We start from the raw sequence: 17394 nt of genomic DNA, 5'->3' as shown, positions 1-17394 counted from the left end.
GATCAACGTTTGCGGAACAGGCGCTCACGCTTCAGCACCGGCTCAAAGCACGGCGCGTAGGCCGAGAAGTCGATGCTTTCCTTGCTGCCCAGGCCAAGGAAGCCGCGATGGCACAGCGACTCGTGGAACAGGCCGAAGGCGCGTTCCTGCAGCTTCTTCTTAAAGTAGATCATCACGTTGCGGCAGCTGATCAGGTGGGTTTCCGCGAACACGGCATCGGTGGCCAGGCTATGGTCGGCGAAGGTGACGTTGTCGCACAGCGACTTGTCGAACAGCGCGCCGTTGTAGGCGGCCGTGTAGTAATCGGAAAAGCTGCGGGTGCCGCCGGCCTGCTGGTAGTTTTGCGTGTACTCGCGCATGTCGTCGAGGTGGAACACGCCCTGGCGCGCCTTCTCCAGCGACTGCGGATTGATGTCGGTGGCGTAAATCATGCTGCGTTCGAGCAAGCCCTCCTCCTTGAGCAGGATGGCCATCGAATACACTTCCTCGCCGGTGCTGCAGCCGGCGATCCAGATCTTCAGCGACGGATAGGTGCGCAGCACCGGCACCACGTGCTCGCGCAACGCGGCAAAGTAGGTCGGGTCGCGGAACATCGAGGTCACCGGGATCGTCAGGAACTGCAGCAGCTGGCTGAAGGCGGCCGGCTCGTGGATCACGCGCGCCTGCAGCGCCGAGATGCTGTCGCAGTCCATTTCCTTCAGCGCGTGCAGCACGCGGCGCTTTTGCGAGGCGCCGGTGTAGTCGCGGAAGTCGTAGCTGTACTTGAGGTAGATGGCCTCGGTCAGCATCTTCAGCTCGATATCGGTGTCGCTCGGGTGATGCATGCTCAACTCCGCTCGGCGTTCGGCATCCACACGCGCAGCAGCGAATACAGACGGGACAGATCGATCGGCTTGGCCAGGTAATCGCTGGCGCCGGCCGCCAGGCATTGCTCCTGGTCGTCCTTCATGGCCTTGGCGGTGATGGCGATCACCGGCAGGCGGGCGAAGCGTGGATCGTCGCGCAGGCGGCGCGTGGCTTCCAGGCCGTCCATGCCCGGCATCATCACGTCCATCAGCACCAGGTCGATGTCCGGCACGGTGTCGAGTTTTTCCAGCGCCTCGTGGCCGTTGCGGCCGACTTCCACCAGCGCGCCCTTCTGTTCCAGCGCGCTGGTCAGCGCGAAGATGTTGCGCACGTCGTCGTCCACCAGCAGAATGCGGCGGCCCTCGAACACCCGGTCGCGCGAGCGCACCGTCTTCAGCATGCGCTGGCGTTCGCTGGACAGGTCGGCCTCGACCTTGTGCAGGAACAGCGTCACCTCGTCCAGCAGGCGCTCCGGCGAGCGCGCGCCCTTGATGATGATCGAGCGCGAGTACTTGTGCAGGTCGGCCTCCTCGGCGCGCGACAGGTTGCGGCCGGTGTAGACGATCACCGGCGGGAAGGCCGCCAGCGATTCGGCCGACATCCGCTGCAGCAGCTCGTTGCCCTGCATGTCCGGCAGCTTGAGGTCGATGATCATGCAGTCGTAGATGGTGGTGCGCAGCAGCGCCAGCGCTTCCTCGCCGCTGCCGACGGCGACGATTTCAACGTCGTCGTCCGAGATCAGCTGCACCACGCTGTCGCGCTGGCGGTCGTCGTCCTCCACCAGCAGCACGCGCTTGATCTTCTGCGTCAGCTTGGACTCGATGCGGCGGAACACTTCCATCAGCTGCTCGCGCGTGGTCGGCTTGAGTGCGTAGCCGATGGCGCCCAGGTGCAGCGCCGCCTCGCCGTTGTCGGAGCCGGACACCACGTGCACCGGGATGTGGCGCGTTTGCGCGTCATCCTTCAGCAGCTGCAGCACCGACAGGCCGGAGCGGTCCGGCAGGCGCACGTCCAGCAGCACCGCGTCCGGCTTGTACTGGCGCGCCAGCGCCAGCCCTTCCTCGGCGTCGAAGGCCACCAGGCACTGGTATTTCTTCTCGTGCGCCAGGTCGTACAGGATGTGGGCAAACGGCACGTCGTCCTCGACCACCAGCACCAGGCGGCCGCGCACGGCGTCCGGCGCGTCCAGTTGCGCGCGGTCGTCGTCGAACGCGCGCGGCGCGGCTGGCGCCGGCGCCGGTGCCGGCGTGGCCGCCGGCTCGAGTGGCCGCGGCAGCGCGCTCAGGCCGGTTTCCACTGCGGCCGCCGTGGTGGCGCTGCCGGCGCGCGGGCCCGGCGCCGGGTCGGTCCACACGGTCGGCAACGTCAGCGTGAAGCAGCTGCCCTTGCCCGGCTCGCTCACCAGGCTGATGGCGCCGCCCAGCAGATGCGCCAGGTCGCGCGAGATCGCCAGGCCCAGGCCGGTGCCGCCGTACTTGCGGCTGGTGGTGCCGTCGGCCTGCTGGAAGGCGTTGAAGATGCCCTGCTGGTCTTCCGGGCGGATGCCGATGCCGGTGTCCTGCACCGCGAACGCCACCGCGCCATTGGCGGCCGGCTGCACCGACAGCGTGATCTGGCCGCTGCTGGTGAACTTGAGCGCGTTCGACAGCAGGTTTTTGAGGATCTGCTCCAGGCGCTGGCGGTCGGTCACCATCTGGCCGTCGGCGCCGTCGGCCACCTGCAACTGGAAGGCCAGCTTTTTCTGCTGCGCCAGCGGCTCGAACACCATCGCCATGCCTTCCACCACGTGGCGGATCGACAGGTTTTCCGGCACCAGGTCCAGCTTGCCGGCTTCCACCTTGGAAATGTCGAGGATGTCGTTGATCAGGTTCAGCAGGTCGTTGCCGGCCGAGTAAATGGTGTTGGCGAAGCGCACCTGCTCGTCGTTCAGGTTGCCCAGCGCATTCTCGGCCAGCAGCTTGGCCAGGATCAGCGAGCTGTTCAGCGGCGTGCGCAGCTCGTGCGACATATTGGCCAGGAATTGCGATTTGTACTGGCTGGCGCGTTCCAGGTCGCGGGCGCGCTCTTCCAGGTCCTGCTGGGCTTTGAGCAGTTCGGCGTTCTTCTGGTCGAGCGCGCTGCTCTGCTCGGCCAGCTGCTCGTTGGTCTGCTCCAGCTCGGCCTTCTGGTTTTCCAGGCTGGCCTGCGATTCTTCCAGCACGCGTGACTGTTCTTCCAGCTCTTCGTTGGCGGTGCGCAGTTCTTCCTGCTGCACCTGCAATTCCTCGTTCAGCTGCTGGGTTTCGGCCAGCACTTCCTGCAGGCGCTGGCGCGAATGGCTGGCCTCGATGGCGCTGCCGATATTGCCGCGCACCAGCGTCAGCAGATCGATGTCGCGCTCGGCGACTGGGCGCAGCAGGCCCAGTTCGATGACGCCGTTGACCACGCCATCGCTATCCACCGGCGCCACCAGCACGCTGGCCGGCGCGCCGCCGCCGAGGCCGGACGCGACCTGGATGTAATCGGCCGGCACCGGCTCCAGGCGCAGCACGCGGCGTTCCAGCGCGGCTTGCGCCACCAGGCTCTCGGCCGGCTTGATCTGCTGGTCGCGCTGTTCCCAGGCATCGCTGAAGCCGTACGAGGCCACCCGGCGGAAACTGCCGTCGGCCTGGCGCAGATACAGCGCGCCGACCACCACGCCCATGTAGCGCGCCAGGAAATGCAGCAGCGCCGACGACAGCTGCGGCAGCGCCATCTGGCCGATGCCCTGCTGCGCCAGCTCGCTCTGGCCGGTGCGCAGCCAGGCCTGCTGCTGCAGCTGCCGGGCATGTTCGGCATGCTCGCCCAGCGCCTTGGTGTAGACGCGCGACAGGCCGGTCAGCTCGCGCCGGCCGAACCAGGCCAGGATGCCGCCCACGCCCAGCGTCAGAATCAGGTAGACCACCGCCACCCAGGTGGTGACGGTGCGCGCCTCGTCGTTGCGGTCCTGGCGCATGCGCACCTCGGTGGCGACAAAGGTATCGAGCTGGCGGCGGATTTCATCGAACTGGGTCTTGCCGCGGCCGGTCTTGACCGGGCCGGTGACATCGCCGTTGGCGGCGCGCAGGCGTATCATTTCCTGGGCGTACTGGTCCCATTGCTGCTGCTGGTACTGGATGGAGCGCAGGCGGTCGACCTGGGCCGGATTGTCCTCCACCAGCTTCATCAGGCCGGCTAGGTTGGCCGCCACCTTGGGCTTGGAGATGATGTAGGGCTGCAGAAAGACCTCGTCGCCGGCCAGCATGTAGCCGCGCAGGCCGGTTTCCATGTCGACCATCTCCTTGCCGACCTGGTTGGCGTTGCCGATCACCCGTTCGCTGTGCTCGACCCAGTTCATGGTGGTGATCAGATACGCCAGCAACACGACGAACACGCCGGCGCTGACCACGCCAGCGGCCAGCGGCAGCGTGACATTACGAACAAGGATACGACGAAAGGCGCGGTCGTCCAGCGTGGTGGAATTCGGCATGGTCTGGGCCAGATTAGCTTAAGAAACAAGAAGTTTATCTCAAACGCAAGCTTAACTGGCCCGTCATTTCAATCGTGCGTGAGGGAAATAACATATCCCCCACGCAAATATCCTCAGGCCGCCCGTTGCGCTCCGCCGTCATACCAGATGACGCCGTCGGCGCGAACGGTGGTGCGGTTGAGGATGCGGCGCGTGGCGGGCGTGATCGGCGTCGCCTTGTGGGCCACGTGCAGGTTGTCGGCCACCACCACGTCGCCCGGCAGCCAGTGGTGGCGGTAGGTGGCGCCATCCCGCGAGTAATGGCGGTCCACCGCGTCCATCAGCGCCCGCGAGTGGTCGGGGCTGTAGCCCAGCACGCCGGCCGTCAGGCCGATGTTCAGGTACAGCGCCGGCACGCCGGTCTTCGGGTGGCGCAGCACCAGCGGATGCACCACGCCGTTGCGGTGCGCCGTGCTCAGGCCGTCGAACTCGCGCTGGATCTCCGGCTGCAGCTCGGCGTAGGCGCGCTGCAGGTCGGTAAACAGCGTGTCGCCGCCCTCCTCCGACCGCACTTCCGAATACCAGAAGCTGATCGGCGTGGGGTCCTCGCGGAACGAGCCGTCCGAGTGCCAGTAGCGGCCCACCTCGACATGGCCATCCTCCGGCCGGCTGGCGACGCGGAAGATCTCCGGCCAGCCCTGCAGCTGGCCGCGCATGGTCGGGAACGTCTCCAGGCTGCCGAACAGCCGGCTGGCCGCCAGCTGCTGTTCCGGCGTGAATGACTGGCCGCGCACGACCAGCATGCCGTATTCGAGCAAGGTCGACCGCAGCAGCTCGGCCACGCCGGCATCTGCCTGGCGCAAATCGACGCCGTCGATCTCGGCGCCAAAACCAATGGGGAGCGGGGTGATTTTCATACTGCCTCCTAAAGCATTTAAGGTTGAAATCACTATAATCCCGGCCCAGTCTGCTGATAATATAGGCAGATTCGCACACACCTTTGCGCAGGACGCAATACATGGACCGCCTATGGACCGATTCGCCGAACTGAAAGCGTTTTGCCTGGTCGCCAGCAATGGCGGCTTTTCCGCCGCCGCCCGCCAGCTGGGTGTGGCCACGTCGTCGGTGACGCGGCTGGTCGATGCCCTCGAACAGCGGCTCGGCGCGCCGCTGCTGAACCGCTCGACGCGCAGCATCACGCTGACCGACAGCGGCCGCAGCTACTTCGACCACGCCAGCCAGATCCTGGCCGCGCTGGACGAGGCCGACGACGCCGCCGCCGGCCGCGACGCCGAGCCGGCCGGCGTGCTGCGCATCGCCGCCCCGGTCACGCTGGCGATCCGCTACATCGCCCCGCTGCTGCCCGAGCTGGCGCGCCGCCATCCGAAGCTGGAGCTGGACATGCGCCTCAGCGACGCCCTGAGCAATATGGTGGACGAGGCGATCGACGTCGCCATCCGCATCGGCAATCCGGAGCGGCAGCCCAACCTGATCGCCCGCAAGCTGGCCGGCCACCAGCGCCACATCGTCGCCAGCCCGGCCTACCTGGCCGCGCACGGCGCGCCGCAGACGCCGGACGAACTGGGCCGGCACAACTGCCTGCTGTTCGCCTATGGCGCCAGCCGCTCGACCTGGCGCCTGCGCAACGCCGACCTGGCCACCGAGGTGGAGGTCGGCGGCAGCCTGCATGTCAATAACTCGGAAATGCTGCGCCAGGCGGCGCTGCAAGGACTGGGCCTGGCCTTGCTGCCGGGCTGGCTGATCCAGCCCGACCTGGACGCCGGCGCGCTGGTGCCGGTGCTGGCCGGCTACCAGGCCAATCCGGGCGAGATGGACGTCGGCATTTACGCGGTGTATCCGGCCAACCGGCGCGGCGCGTCCAAGATCCGCGTGTTCACCGACCTGCTGGCCGAGGCCCTCGCCGCCGTCGTTCCGGCACACGCCGGAACCCATACAACGCCTGCATTCGCGCCTGCGCGGGAATGAGGGGCTAGTGGCGCGCCCCGGCGTCGATCTGCTTGCGGATCTTCGCCACCTGGCCGGCATCCGCCGCCGAAGCCTGGTTGCCCCAGCTCTGGCGCACGAACGTCACCAGCTGCGCCGTCTCCTCGTCCGACAGGCGCCAGGCGAAGCCCGGCATGCCGAGCGGCGACGGCGCGCCCCTGGTCGACGGCAGCGCGCTGCCGGCCAGCACCAGCCGGATCAGCGAGGTCGGATCATCCGACAGCACCGACGGATTGCCGGCCAGCGCCGGGAACACCTTGGCGTTGGCGGTGGCATCCGAGCGATGGCAAGCGGCGCAGTTGTCGAGGTACAGCTGGGCGCCGCGCGTGTCGTCATGCCCGGCCTTCAGCGCCCTGGCGGTCGCGTCGCTGGCGGCGTAGCGCGCCTTCTCGTCCGGCCCCGGCGTCAGCGACTTCAGGTAGGCGGCGATGGCCTTCAGGTCCTCCGCCGACATATTCTGCGTGCTGTGCTCGACCACATCGGCCATCGGCGAACCGACCACCGCCGAATGCGCGTTGCGCGCCTTGCTCAGCGTATCGATGATGTCCTGCTCGCTCCACCGGCCCAGGCCGCCGGCCGGATTGCTGCGCAGGTTGACCGCCAGCCAGCCGTCGATCACCGGGCCGCCGGACAGGAAGGCCGGGCTCGACTCATCCAGCGCCAGCTCCTGCTGCGTGGCCGCGCGCGGCGTGTGGCAGGCGCCGCAGTGGCCCAGCGACTGCACCAGGTAAGCCCCGCGCGCCAGCGCCTCGCCCTGGTACTTGCTCAGCACCAGCGGCGCCACCGGCGGCGCGTAGGTCTTGCGCCAGATCGCCAGCGGCCAGTTCATCGACAGCGGCCAGGCGATGCCGTGCGCGTGGTTGGCCTGCGCCACCGGCTGCACGCCATGCATGAAGTAGGCGTACAGCGCGCGCAAGTCGTCGTCGGTGATCCTGGCGTAGGACGGATACGGCATGGCCGGATACAGCGTGGCGCCGGACGGCGCGATGCCGTGCCGCACCGCGCGGTCGAAGTCATGCAGGCTGTAGTTGCCGATGCCGGTCTGCTTGTCCGGCGTGATGTTGGAGCTGTACACCGCGCCCACCGGCGTGGCCATCGCCAGCCCGCCGGCGAACGGCTGGCCCTGGGGCGCCGTGTGGCAGGCCACGCAATCGGCCGCCACCGCCAGGTAGCGGCCCTTGTCGATCAGCTGCGCGCCCGGCGCCGCTAGGTTCGCCGTGCCCGGTCCGATGTCCCTGGTGGCGCTGGCCTGGGTGGCATACGCGTACGCGCCCGCCACGCCAATCACCACCACGCCAGCGACGACCGCCATACCTTTTTTCAGATTGTTCATGTGGTCGTCTCCTTAAGCCTGCACCAGCGGGCCGGGGTTTTTCAGATACAGCTCGCGCACCGCCTTGGCGCACCAGTAGGTCAGCGCGCCCACCATGCCGGTCGGGTTGTAGCCATTGTTCTGCGGGAAGGCGTTGGCGCCCGGCGCGAACACGTTCGACACGTCCCACGACTGCAGGTAGCGGTTCAGCGCCGAGGTCTTGGGATCGCTGCCCATGATGGCGCCGCCGCAGGTGTGGGTCGACTGGTACTGGGTCACGTTGTAGTGGTCGCCGTCCTTCTTGGCGTCGCCCTTGATGGCTTTAGGGCCCAGCACCTTGCACATGTCGGACGCCTTCTCCACCAGGTACTGCGAGGCCTTGATCTCGTTGTCGTGCCAGTCGAACGTCATGCGCAGCAGCGGCCGGCCGAAGGCGTCCTTGTAGGTCGGGTCCAGGCTCAGGTAGGCATCCTGGTAGGACATGCACGAGCCCTGCACCTCGTAATAGAACGAATGGCGGAACGCTTCCTTGACGCCCTGCTTCCACGCGCTGCCCCAGTTCGGCACGCCCGGCGCGGTGGCGATGCCGCGCACCGGACCGCCGCCCGGCTGGCGTGCCCACACCAGGCCGCCGCCGATAAAGCCGGACTTGGTGCTGTCGTTCTGGTTGCCGTTCAAGTCGTCGATGGTGGTACCGCCGCCGCCGATGCCAATGAACTGGTTGGCCTGCACCGTCTCGTCGAAGAACAGCGACACCCGGTTCAGGTTCTGGTACGAGTAGTTGCGGCCGATGGTGCCGGTATTGCTGACCGGATCATACGGCGTGCCGATGCCGGACAACAGCATCAGGTGCACATTGAACAGCGAGAACGCGCACAGCACCACGATGTCGGCCGGCTGCTCGGTTTCGCGGCCCTGCGCGTCGAGGTAGGTGACGCCGGTGGCCTGCTTCTTGTCGGCGCTCAGGTTGACCTTCAGCACCTGCGCCAGCGTGCGCAGCTCGAAGCCCTTGCGGCCGCGCAGCACCGGCATGATGCAGGCGTTGGGGCTGGCCTTGGAATAGTTGAGGCAACCATAGTCGGAGCAGAAGCCGCAGAAGTTGCACGGCCCCATCTGCGCGCCATACGGATTGACATACGGCGCCGAGGCGTTGGATGCCGGGATCGGATACGGGTGATAGCCCATCTCGCGCGCCGCCTTGTAAAACATCTCCGCGCCGAGGTAGTTGGGGTTCGGCGGCAGCGCGAACTCGCGCGAGCGCGAGCCTTCGAACGGGTTGCCGCCCTCGACCACCTTGCCGTTCAACACGCCGGCCTTGCCGGAGGTGCCGCACACATATTCAAAATGGTCGAAGTGCGGTTCCAGGTCCTCGTAGGTGACGGGGAAATCCTGGATCGTCATGCCCTGCGGGATGAACTTCTTGCCGTAGCGCTGCTCGACATTGCTGCGCACCTTGAAGTCCTCCGGCAGCGCGCGGAAATGGCAGCCCGACCAGTGGCTGCCGGCACCGCCGACGCCGGTGCCCGGCTTGAACGAGCCCATCTGGCGGTACGGCACCGCCGTGTCGTTGACGCCGTGGCGGATGGTCACGGTTTCCTTGTTCAGCGATTGCAGGTACTTGCGGTGCACCGATCCCTCCAGCTCGTCGACCACGCGCGGATAGGCGAAGTCCGGCTGGGTGTCGCGGTCCGGGCCGCGCTCCAGGCACACCACGCTGAGGCCGGCGTCGGTCAGCTCCTTGGCCATGATGGCGCCGGTCCAGCCCATGCCGACGATGACGGCGTCCACTTTGTTTTTTACGATACTCATGTCTTAACCTCTGCGTCCAGCCAGATCGACGGGGCCGATCGGATATGGTTTGTCACGGACCTCCACCCAGTCCAGATAGTCGGCGCGCATGCCGGGATAGCCGATCATCTTCCACGCCCCCATGCCCTGGTTGCCGCCGTGCTTGGGATCGGCGAAGTAGCCGTTGCGCGTTTCGTTCAGCAGATTGGTGAAGAACAGCTTGGCCGAGATCTCTTCCAGCTTCAGCTTGCCGCCCTCGCAGCCCTTGAGGATCTCTTCCTGCTGCTTGCGGTCGAGGTCGGCGAACGCCTTGCCGCCGAACTGCGAGGCGCAATAGCCGTCCACGTTCTTGATGCCGACGCGCAGGATGTCGCGCAGCGGCAGCTTGCCCTGGTAGCCGAACTCCGGCTTGGCGCTGACGTACGGGCCCTGCATGTACCAGATGTCGCCGGCGGCGTACGGCGTCTGCATGTGGCGGTCGAGGAATGCCAGCACGCCCAGTTCGATGGCGCCGGGGCCGTGCTCGTCGTGCGGAATCAGGCGGTCGACCGCGGCGCTCAGGAACTTCCACTCCGCCTGGTTGAAGAAGGCCGGCGTGTACGCGTCCGGCTTGCCCTCGGGCGCGCTGGCGTCGGCCGCCGTGGCCGACTGCAGCGCGCGCACCGCGCCGGTCGCGGCCACCGCGCCGATCGGTACGAACACCATGCTTTTAATCAGGTTGCGCCGCGACGGCGACTGTGTATCGTCTGACATTGCTTTCTCCTAGTTGTGAGACGTCAGGGTTGCCGCGCGCTGCGCGCTTCCCATCGATAGCCGACCCCGTAGACGGCCGAAATCGCCTCGGCCAGACCGGCTTCCTCCAGTTTCCGGCGCAGGTTCTTCACATGCGTATCGATCGTGCGGTCGTGCACGATGCGCCGGTCCTCGTACACCCGGCTGCGCAAGTCATCGCGTGACAAGGCCAGGCCGGGCGCGTCGCGCAAGCGTTTCAGCAAGCGGAATTCCACCGGCGTCAGCGCCAGCTCCCTGCCGTGAACGAAGGCGCGCATGCCCTGGTCGTCGATCTGCAGGCCCGGCTGCGGCGTGCCGGACGGCCGGCGCCGCAGCACCGCGCGCACCCGCGCCACCACCTCGCGCGGGCTGAACGGCTTGCAGATGTAATCGTCGGCGCCGCTGTCGAGGCCGTCCAGGCGGTCCTCCTCCTGCGCGCGCGCGGTCATCATGATGATGGGAATATCGCTGCTGGCGCGCAGCGCGCGGCACAGGCTCAGGCCATCGATGCCGGGCAGCATCCAGTCCAGCAGGATCAGGTCGACGTCGCCGGCCGCCACCGTGGCCTGCACCACCAGGCCGTCGTGCTGCGCCGTGGCGCGGTAGCCGGCCGCCTGCAGATAGCTGACCAGCAGCCGCGCCAGCCGCTGTTCGTCCTCCACCACCAGCACGTGCGGCGCGTTCATGCGCCCGCTCCGGACAGCGGCAGCGTGACGCGGATGGTCAGGCCGCGCCGCGCGCCGGCGGGCAGCTGCGGGTGGGTGTGCGCGGCGCCGATGGCGCCGCCGTGCGCCTCGACGATGCTGCGGCAGATCGCCAGCCCGAGTCCGCTGCCGCCGGTGCTGCGGCTGCGCGCGTGGTCGCCGCGCCAGAAGCGCTCGAACAGCAGCGGCAGACCGGCGTCGCTGACGCCGGCGCCGTTGTCGGCCAGCACCAGCAGCGCCTGGTTGCGCATCACGTGCAGGCCGATGCGCAACTGGTCGGCGCCCTCGGCGTGGCGCAGCGCGTTGTTGAACAGGTTGCGCAGCAGCTGGCGCAGGCGCACCGTATCGCCGTCGATCAGCATCGCCGGCGGGCGCTCGGCCACGATGGCCATGCCGGCCTGCGCCAGCGGCTCGCGCCAGGTGTGGATTTCGCTGTCCAGCAGCGCCGCCAGGTCCAGCGGCTCGCGCCGGTAGTCGAAGGCGCCCACCTCGGACAGCGTGATCTGGCGCATGTCCTCGACCAGCCGGCTCAGCGTTGCCACCTCGGCCATCAGCGCCTGCAGGCTGCTGGCGTCGATCGGCTCGATGCCGTCCTCCATCGCCTCCAGCTGCGCCTGCAGCACCGACAGCGGCGTGCGCAGCTCGTGCGAGATGTCGGCCATGAAGTGGCGGCGCAGCGCCTCGTTGCTCTCCAGCGTGGCCACCATGATGTTGAAGTTGCGCGCCAATGTGCCCAGCTCGTCGCGCTGGGCGTGCGGCACGCGCACGCCGTAGTCGCCGGCCGCCACCTTGGACGCGGCCGCGATCAGCCGCCGCGTCGGCGCCACGAAGCCGCGCGCCAGCAGCACGGCCGCCAGCGCGGCCAGCACCAGCGTCGCCAGGCCGATGAACAGGCTGTCGCGCTGCTGCTGCGCCTGGAAAGTCTGTTCGGCCTCTTCCTGCAGGCCGCGCAGCGGCGCGCCGGCCAGCGTGCCGACCACCTGGCCATCCACCAGCACCGGCTGGTAGCGCAGGTCGTCGCCGGTCTGCAGGTTGCCGGCCAGGTGGTGGCCGTGCTGGTCATACAGGCCGAGGCGGCGCGGCGCCTTGTCCGGCACCGCGTAATAGATGGAATCGCCGCCGGGGCGCGGCGAGGTGGCGCGTTCGCGGCCGATGGCGCCGGTGTAGCGCTCCCAGGCCTCGCGGTTGTTGCGGATGAAGTCCCAGTTGCCATGCTGCTGGTAGGCGCGCGCGAACTCGAAGGCCATCGCCTCCATGCGGCGCGCCTCGACCTCGTTCAGATAGCCCTGGAAGCCGCGCTTGAAGCTCCAGCGCGTGCCCAGCCCGACCCCCACCGCCGTCAGCACGCTGACGATCAGCAAGGAGAGAAACAGGCGGGCGGTAATACCGATCTTGACCATCGGGCCATTTAGCCACGTTGGCGGGCCGGCCACAAGCGGCGCGGCGCAAACCACGCTAATTCTTCACAGAAACTCCACATTCTGGTGGCACTGTATGGCACCAGTTTCAGGCGCGCGGCAGGGTGACGGCAAACACCACTTGCGGCGCCTCGTAGCGGTAGGCGATCTGGCCGCCGTGCTGCTGGACGATTTCTTGCGCGATATGCAGGCCCAGGCCGAGGCCGCCGCGGTTGCGCACATTGCCGACCGAGGCGTGCTTGAGCGGGCTGTACAGCGTGGACAGCAGCTCGTCCGGAATGGCCGGCGCCCGGTTGCGCACCTCCAGCAGCACCGCGCCGTCGCGCTCCGCCAGGCATACCTGGATCGGCTCGCCGTGGTCGCCGTGGTGGCGGGCGTTGCTGACCAGGTTGCTCACCACCTGCAGCAGGCGGTCGCCGTCGACCCGCGCCACCAGCGCTGGCGGCAGGCGGGCGTCGATGCGCAGGTCGGCGTGGGCGGTGCGCACCTCGTCCAGCAGATCCTGCAGCAGCGGCACCAGGTCCAGCTCGGCGCGCTGCAGGCCCAGGCCCAGGCCGCCATTGATGCGGCTCATGTCCAGCACCTGGCTGATCAGGCGCTCCATGCGCGTGCTGGACGCCTGGATGCGGCTGCTCATGGTGCTGGCGGCGCCGCCGTGCTGCAGCACGGTCGCCGCCATATTGATCGAATGCAGCGGGCCGCGCAGGTCGTGGCCCAGCATGGCCAGCAGCTGGGCGCGGGCGCGGTCGGTTTCCACGTGCTTGGCCACGCTGGCGCGGTGCATCTCGCCCAGCAGCTGGCTGGCCGCCAGCTTTTCGGCCGGATCCCATGGCATGGCACGGCCGCGCACCGTCTCGCGCCACTCGTCGAACGAGCCGCGCGGCGTCAGGCGCGGCCCCAGCGGGCCGGCGCGCACCTGCTTTTCCGGCCGCCCGCCCCAGCGGATGGTGTGGATCTGCTCGCGCCGCAGGCCCACCAGCCAGCCGGACGTGGCCGGGTCGAAGCGCAGCGCCAGCAGGCCGGCCCACTGGCCCAGCGCCGGCCGCAGGTCCTCGGGCCAGTCGCCGACGGCGCTGCGCTCGACCAGGTCGTGGCCGCTGTCCGGCAGCGAGGCCACCATGCGCGCGGCCAGCTCGGCGTCCAGGTCGCCGTGCACCATCAGCTTGCCATACTGGGTGACCACCAGCGCTTCCACCTGCAACGACTGGCACAGCGCCGGCGCATGCTCCAGCAGCGCGCGCGCCGGCTCGTCGTGGTGCAGCAGCGCTTCCATCACGCGCGTGCGCACCTCGGCCGACTGCTCGACCCGCCCGGCGCGCTGGCGCGCCTCCATCGACTGCACCAGCGAGGCAATCACCTGGGCCATGACGTCGGCCGCCATGCGCACCGAATACGGCACCTGCAACGGCGCCATGTGATGGCAGGCCAGCAGGCCCCACAAGCGGCCGGCCACCACGATCGACACGCTCATCGAGGCGGCCACGCCCATGTTCTGCAAATACTCGATATGGATCGGCGACACGCTGCGCAGCACGCTTTGACTGAGGTCCAGCGGCGCCTCCCACTGGCGGCCCACCAGCGGCGCCGGCGTGTAGCCGACATCGGCGATCAGCCGCAGCGTGTTGATGATGTACAGCCGCCGCGCCTGCGCCGGAATGTCGCTGGCCGGATAGCGCCGGCCCAGATACGGTTCCAGGTCGTCGCGGCGCGACTCGGCGGTGACGTCGCCGCTGTCGTCCGGGTGGAAGCGGTAGGCCATCACGCGGTCGAAGCCGGTGATGGCACGCACCTGCTCGGTGGCCAGCTGCAGCAGCGCGTCGACCGATTTCTGCCGCTTGAGGCGGTCGATGGCGGCATGCGCCTTCAGCGCGAAGGCGGCCACGGCGTCGCTGGGCGTCTCGCGCCGCTCGAACTCGATGATCAGCCGCTCCTGGTAGACATGCACGATGCAGTCGAACTGGCGGCCGGCCAGCGCGACCGCCAGCGCGACCGCCGGCGCCTCGCCGTCCTCGACCCCGTCCAGGCACTCGGCCACCGCCGCGCGTACCTCGGCCGGCAGCGCCACGCTGTCCAGCGGCAGATTCAGCGCCAGCGCCAGGCCCAGCAGGTCGGGCGCGTTGGCGCTCCAGGCCAGCAGCGCGCCGGCCGGGTCGAACGCCAGCAAGGCGCCGTGCGGCTGGATGCTGCCGGGGATATGGATGGGCTCGTCCGCACAATTGTCCAGCGTGACGGGATCGATCGCTTGCATTGGCGCGACATCGCTTTCAGGGGGGGGAGGAAGCCGCGATTCTACCACCCTCCCCGCTGCCACAGGCGCCGCGCAGCAGCCTGTGTTCGCTACCGTACTTATAGCTTGTAGTTGAGCCCCAGCAGGAATTGCCGGCCATAAGTGGTGTAACGCTCCGGCGCGTACGAGCCGCCGGAGAACGGGTCGCCCTGGCGCGTCTGGTACGGCGAGTTGTTCAGGTTGTTGACCTGGAACAGCAACGACAAGCCCTTGTACCGGCCCTCCTCGATCGCATAGCCGAGCTGCAGGTCGATCTGGCGCTCGGCCAGGATCTCGCTGAAGGCGCGCTGCGCGAACAGGCCGGTGACCTCGCCGCGGTAGGCCGAACGGTAGCGGCGGCTGGCGCGCGCCGAGTAGCCATCCTTCTCGTAGTACACCGTGATATTGGACACCACGCCGGACAGGCCGGGCAGCTTCTCCTTGGTGCCCGGGCCGTTCGGGTGGATCGAGCTCTCGGTGCCGGAAATGCTGCCGGTGACGCCAAAGCCGGCCAGCGGATCCCAGACGATGCCGCCATCCAGCGCGCCGGACAGTTCGACGCCCTTGACCAGGCCGCCGGTGCCGTTGGCCGGGCGGTTCAACGTGCCGATGTCCTGGATCGGCACCACTGCCGACGGATTCGGGAAGCCGGCGAAGCTGAACGCGGTCTGCTGGTTGTAGATGTAGCTTTGCAGCTTCTTGTACCACAGCGCGCCGGCGATGTAGCTGCGCTTGCCGATGTACTTCTCCATCGACAAATCGTAGGCATTGGCGCGCCACGGCTCCAGCTGCGGATTGCCGCCGCTGCCGTTCCACATGCGGGTGGTGGAATCAACGCCGCCGGAAATGCCGGCGCGCATGTCCGACATCTGCGGCCGCGCCACCGTCTTGGCCAGGCCCAGGCGCAGGTTGGTGGTGCTCAGGTATTGATCGAGGTCGAAGTTCAGGTTCAGGCTCGGCAGCCAGTCGGTGTAGCTTTTGCCGCCGCTGATGCTGCCCAGCGTCCCGGCGTTGACGGTGGCGCCGCGCGACTGCTGATCGACATTGACCGCCTGCAGGCCCAGCGCGCCGCGCACCGGCACCGGACCGAGGTCGGCGTCGATGCCCAGCTTGGCGTAGGCGGTGGTGATCTTCTCGGTCACGCCCCAGTCCTGCAGCGCCTGGTCGTCCGGACGCGCCGGCTGCTTGTCGTAGTACTTGTTCAGCACGCCCAGCACGTCATAGCTCATCACCGCCGGAATGCCGGCAAACGCCAGCGAGGTGGACGGCTGCAGCAGGTCGGACGACACCGTGGCCGGCGCGCGGCCGTTCTTCAGGAACCAGTAGTTGTTGGTATCGGCGTGGGTTTTCTCGCGCTTGCTGTAGTTGACGCCGCCCTCCAGGCTGCGGAACATGCCGTCCAGCTCCTTTTTGGCCGAGAACTTGGCCGAGCCCAGCTTGTCGTCCACCACCGGGTGGTGCATGTCGGCGTCCTTGCCCCAGCCGCCGACGTCGGTCAGCTTGATGATCTTCGGATCGGTGTAGTTGAAGCTTGGCGTAAACGTCGGCAGTCCGCTGGCGGTGGGGATGTGGAACTCGAAGTTGTTGTCGGTGATGTGCGAGCCGGCCGGGCCCAGGCCGGCGTACGTCTCCAGCACCTCCTCCTTGCGCTTGGCGGTCGAGTACGACAGGTCGCCGACCAGCGTCCAGCCATCCTTCTTGAAGGTGTTGTTCCAGCCGAGCGCGCCCAGCGTGTCCTTGCGCTGGTTGTAGTCGTTGCGCACGATCGGTTCCAGGTTGACCAGCTTGCCGCCCACCAGCAGGCGCGTGCCGCCGATGGTCTGCACGACCGGATCGCGGTAGGTGACGTCGCTCCACTGGTGCGAATTCCACATCATGCCGCGCATGGTGGTGTTCTGCCTGAACTCGGAATAGTACAGGTCCAGCGTGGTGCGGAATTCCCTGGACGGACGGTACTCGATCACGCCCATCAGGCCGTCGCGCTTCTGCTCGCGCGACGAGGCGGTGACCTCGGCGCCCTTGAGCGCCACCACGTCCTCCATGCCGGCCGGCAGCTTGTTGTCGCGGCCCCACCACCACGACTTGTATTCCTGCTGCTGCCCCGGCGAATCGAGGTGCGCGTAGCCGACCGCCACGCCCAGCGTGTTGTTCAGGAACTGGTCGACGTAGGATGCGCTCAGGCGGTTGCCGTTGGCCGAGGTGTTGGAGTTGAGCTTGCCGTTGGAATTGTGCTCGGCGCGCGCGTTCAGCACGATGGTGCGCTGGCGCAGGTCGAGCGGGCGCACGGTCTGCAGGTCCACCGTGCCGGACAGGCCGCCCGACACCAGCGACGCATCCGGCGTCTTGTAGACGGTAACGCCGTTGATCAGCTCGGACGGATACTGGTCGTACTCGGCGCCGCGGTTGTTACTGGTGGACACCTGCTCGCGGCCGTTCAGCAAGGTGGTGGAAAAGTCCGGCGCCAGGCCGCGGATCGAAATCACCTGCGCGCGGCCCTCGACCCGCTGCGCGGTCAGGCCGGCCAGGCGGGCGATGGATTCGGCGATCGACACGTCCGGCAGCTTGCCGATGTCCTCGGCCGTCACCGCCTCGACGATGGAATCGGCGTCGCGCTTGATCGCCATCGAGTTCTCGATGCTGCGGCGGATGCCGGTCACCACCACTTCCTGCATGCCGTCCTCGCTCTTTTGCGCCTGCGGCGCGCTGCCCTGCTGCTGTTGCTGCTGTTGCGCCAGCGCCGGCTGGGCGGCCAGCGCCAGCACCGCGCAGGCGGCCGCAATCGGTGTCATCTTGGTCTGCATTTTTCTCGTCTCCCTTTT

11 protein-coding genes are annotated in these 17394 nt (G+C 67.9%); 1 reads left to right on the top strand and 10 read right to left on the bottom strand.

The window, feature by feature from the left end:
* Positions 1-2: 2 nt before the first annotated feature.
* The 3 genes from FHW58_RS20755 to FHW58_RS20745 all read right to left on the bottom strand — a co-directional run bounded on the left by FHW58_RS20755 (position 3) and on the right by FHW58_RS20745 (position 5229).
* Positions 3-824, bottom strand: a complete 822-nt coding sequence (locus tag FHW58_RS20755; protein WP_179675076.1) for a protein-glutamate O-methyltransferase CheR — start codon at positions 822-824, stop codon at positions 3-5.
* A 2-nt stretch (positions 825-826) separates the two neighbouring features.
* The gene (locus FHW58_RS20750; protein ID WP_179675075.1) at positions 827-4333 is read right to left on the bottom strand and encodes a response regulator; all 3507 of its coding nucleotides are present in this window, start codon (positions 4331-4333) and stop codon (positions 827-829) included.
* A gap of 113 nt (positions 4334-4446) precedes the next feature.
* Positions 4447-5229: a TauD/TfdA family dioxygenase gene (locus tag FHW58_RS20745; protein WP_179675074.1), complete on the bottom strand. Its 783-nt coding sequence runs from the start codon at positions 5227-5229 to the stop codon at positions 4447-4449.
* A 112-nt stretch (positions 5230-5341) separates the two neighbouring features.
* Between FHW58_RS20745 and FHW58_RS20740 the strand changes: the two genes are divergently transcribed.
* Complete coding sequence (locus FHW58_RS20740) at positions 5342-6298, top strand: LysR family transcriptional regulator (RefSeq protein ID WP_179675073.1); 957 nt, start codon at positions 5342-5344, stop codon at positions 6296-6298.
* A 4-nt stretch (positions 6299-6302) separates the two neighbouring features.
* Here the strand turns inward: FHW58_RS20740 and FHW58_RS20735 are convergent, their stop codons facing one another.
* The 7 genes from FHW58_RS20735 to FHW58_RS20705 form a co-directional block, all read right to left on the bottom strand.
* Positions 6303-7649 (bottom strand): cytochrome c, encoded by a 1347-nt coding sequence (locus FHW58_RS20735; protein ID WP_179675072.1) that lies wholly within the window; start codon positions 7647-7649, stop codon positions 6303-6305.
* Positions 7650-7661: 12 nt separating this feature from the next.
* Complete coding sequence (locus FHW58_RS20730; RefSeq protein WP_179675071.1) at positions 7662-9437, bottom strand: GMC family oxidoreductase; 1776 nt, start codon at positions 9435-9437, stop codon at positions 7662-7664.
* Positions 9438-9440: 3 nt separating this feature from the next.
* A complete protein-coding gene (locus FHW58_RS20725; protein ID WP_179675070.1) occupies positions 9441-10169 on the bottom strand; it encodes a gluconate 2-dehydrogenase subunit 3 family protein in 729 nt (242 codons plus the stop codon).
* Between the two features lie 23 nt (positions 10170-10192).
* Positions 10193-10873, bottom strand: a complete 681-nt coding sequence (locus tag FHW58_RS20720) for a response regulator (protein WP_179675069.1) — start codon at positions 10871-10873, stop codon at positions 10193-10195.
* Positions 10870-12291, bottom strand: coding sequence for an ATP-binding protein (locus FHW58_RS20715; protein WP_179675068.1), 1422 nt, complete (start codon positions 12289-12291; stop codon positions 10870-10872). Before FHW58_RS20715 ends, FHW58_RS20720 begins: the two co-directional genes overlap by 4 nt.
* 106 nt (positions 12292-12397) lie before the next feature.
* Positions 12398-14557 carry an ATP-binding protein gene (locus FHW58_RS20710; protein WP_179675067.1) on the bottom strand — a complete coding sequence of 720 codons (2160 nt, stop codon included), beginning with the start codon at positions 14555-14557 and terminating at the stop codon, positions 12398-12400.
* Between the two features lie 98 nt (positions 14558-14655).
* Positions 14656-17376, bottom strand: coding sequence for a TonB-dependent receptor (locus FHW58_RS20705; protein WP_179675066.1), 2721 nt, complete (start codon positions 17374-17376; stop codon positions 14656-14658).
* Between the last annotated feature and the right edge of the window lie 18 nt (positions 17377-17394).

The sequence above is a fragment of the Duganella sp. 1224 genome, from assembly GCF_013408245.1.
Classification (GTDB): Bacteria; Pseudomonadota; Gammaproteobacteria; order Burkholderiales; family Burkholderiaceae_D; genus Rugamonas.
Note: the sequence above shows the minus strand (reverse complement) of the source record. Positions and strands in the feature narration are given on the sequence as shown.

What these genes read in the sequence shown, in the direction of transcription:
- FHW58_RS20755 (WP_179675076.1), bottom strand. Translation starts at nt 824, where the DNA reads ATGCATCACCCGAGCGACACCGATATCGAGCTGAAGATGCTGACCGAG.
- FHW58_RS20750 (WP_179675075.1), bottom strand. Translation starts at nt 4,333, where the DNA reads ATGCCGAATTCCACCACGCTGGACGACCGCGCCTTTCGTCGTATCCTT.
- FHW58_RS20745 (WP_179675074.1), bottom strand. Translation starts at nt 5,229, where the DNA reads ATGAAAATCACCCCGCTCCCCATTGGTTTTGGCGCCGAGATCGACGGC.
- FHW58_RS20740 (WP_179675073.1), top strand. Translation starts at nt 5,342, where the DNA reads ATGGACCGATTCGCCGAACTGAAAGCGTTTTGCCTGGTCGCCAGCAAT.
- FHW58_RS20735 (WP_179675072.1), bottom strand. Translation starts at nt 7,649, where the DNA reads ATGAACAATCTGAAAAAAGGTATGGCGGTCGTCGCTGGCGTGGTGGTG.
- FHW58_RS20730 (WP_179675071.1), bottom strand. Translation starts at nt 9,437, where the DNA reads ATGAGTATCGTAAAAAACAAAGTGGACGCCGTCATCGTCGGCATGGGC.
- FHW58_RS20725 (WP_179675070.1), bottom strand. Translation starts at nt 10,169, where the DNA reads ATGTCAGACGATACACAGTCGCCGTCGCGGCGCAACCTGATTAAAAGC.
- FHW58_RS20720 (WP_179675069.1), bottom strand. Translation starts at nt 10,873, where the DNA reads ATGAACGCGCCGCACGTGCTGGTGGTGGAGGACGAACAGCGGCTGGCG.
- FHW58_RS20715 (WP_179675068.1), bottom strand. Translation starts at nt 12,291, where the DNA reads ATGGTCAAGATCGGTATTACCGCCCGCCTGTTTCTCTCCTTGCTGATC.
- FHW58_RS20710 (WP_179675067.1), bottom strand. Translation starts at nt 14,557, where the DNA reads ATGCAAGCGATCGATCCCGTCACGCTGGACAATTGTGCGGACGAGCCC.
- FHW58_RS20705 (WP_179675066.1), bottom strand. Translation starts at nt 17,376, where the DNA reads ATGCAGACCAAGATGACACCGATTGCGGCCGCCTGCGCGGTGCTGGCG.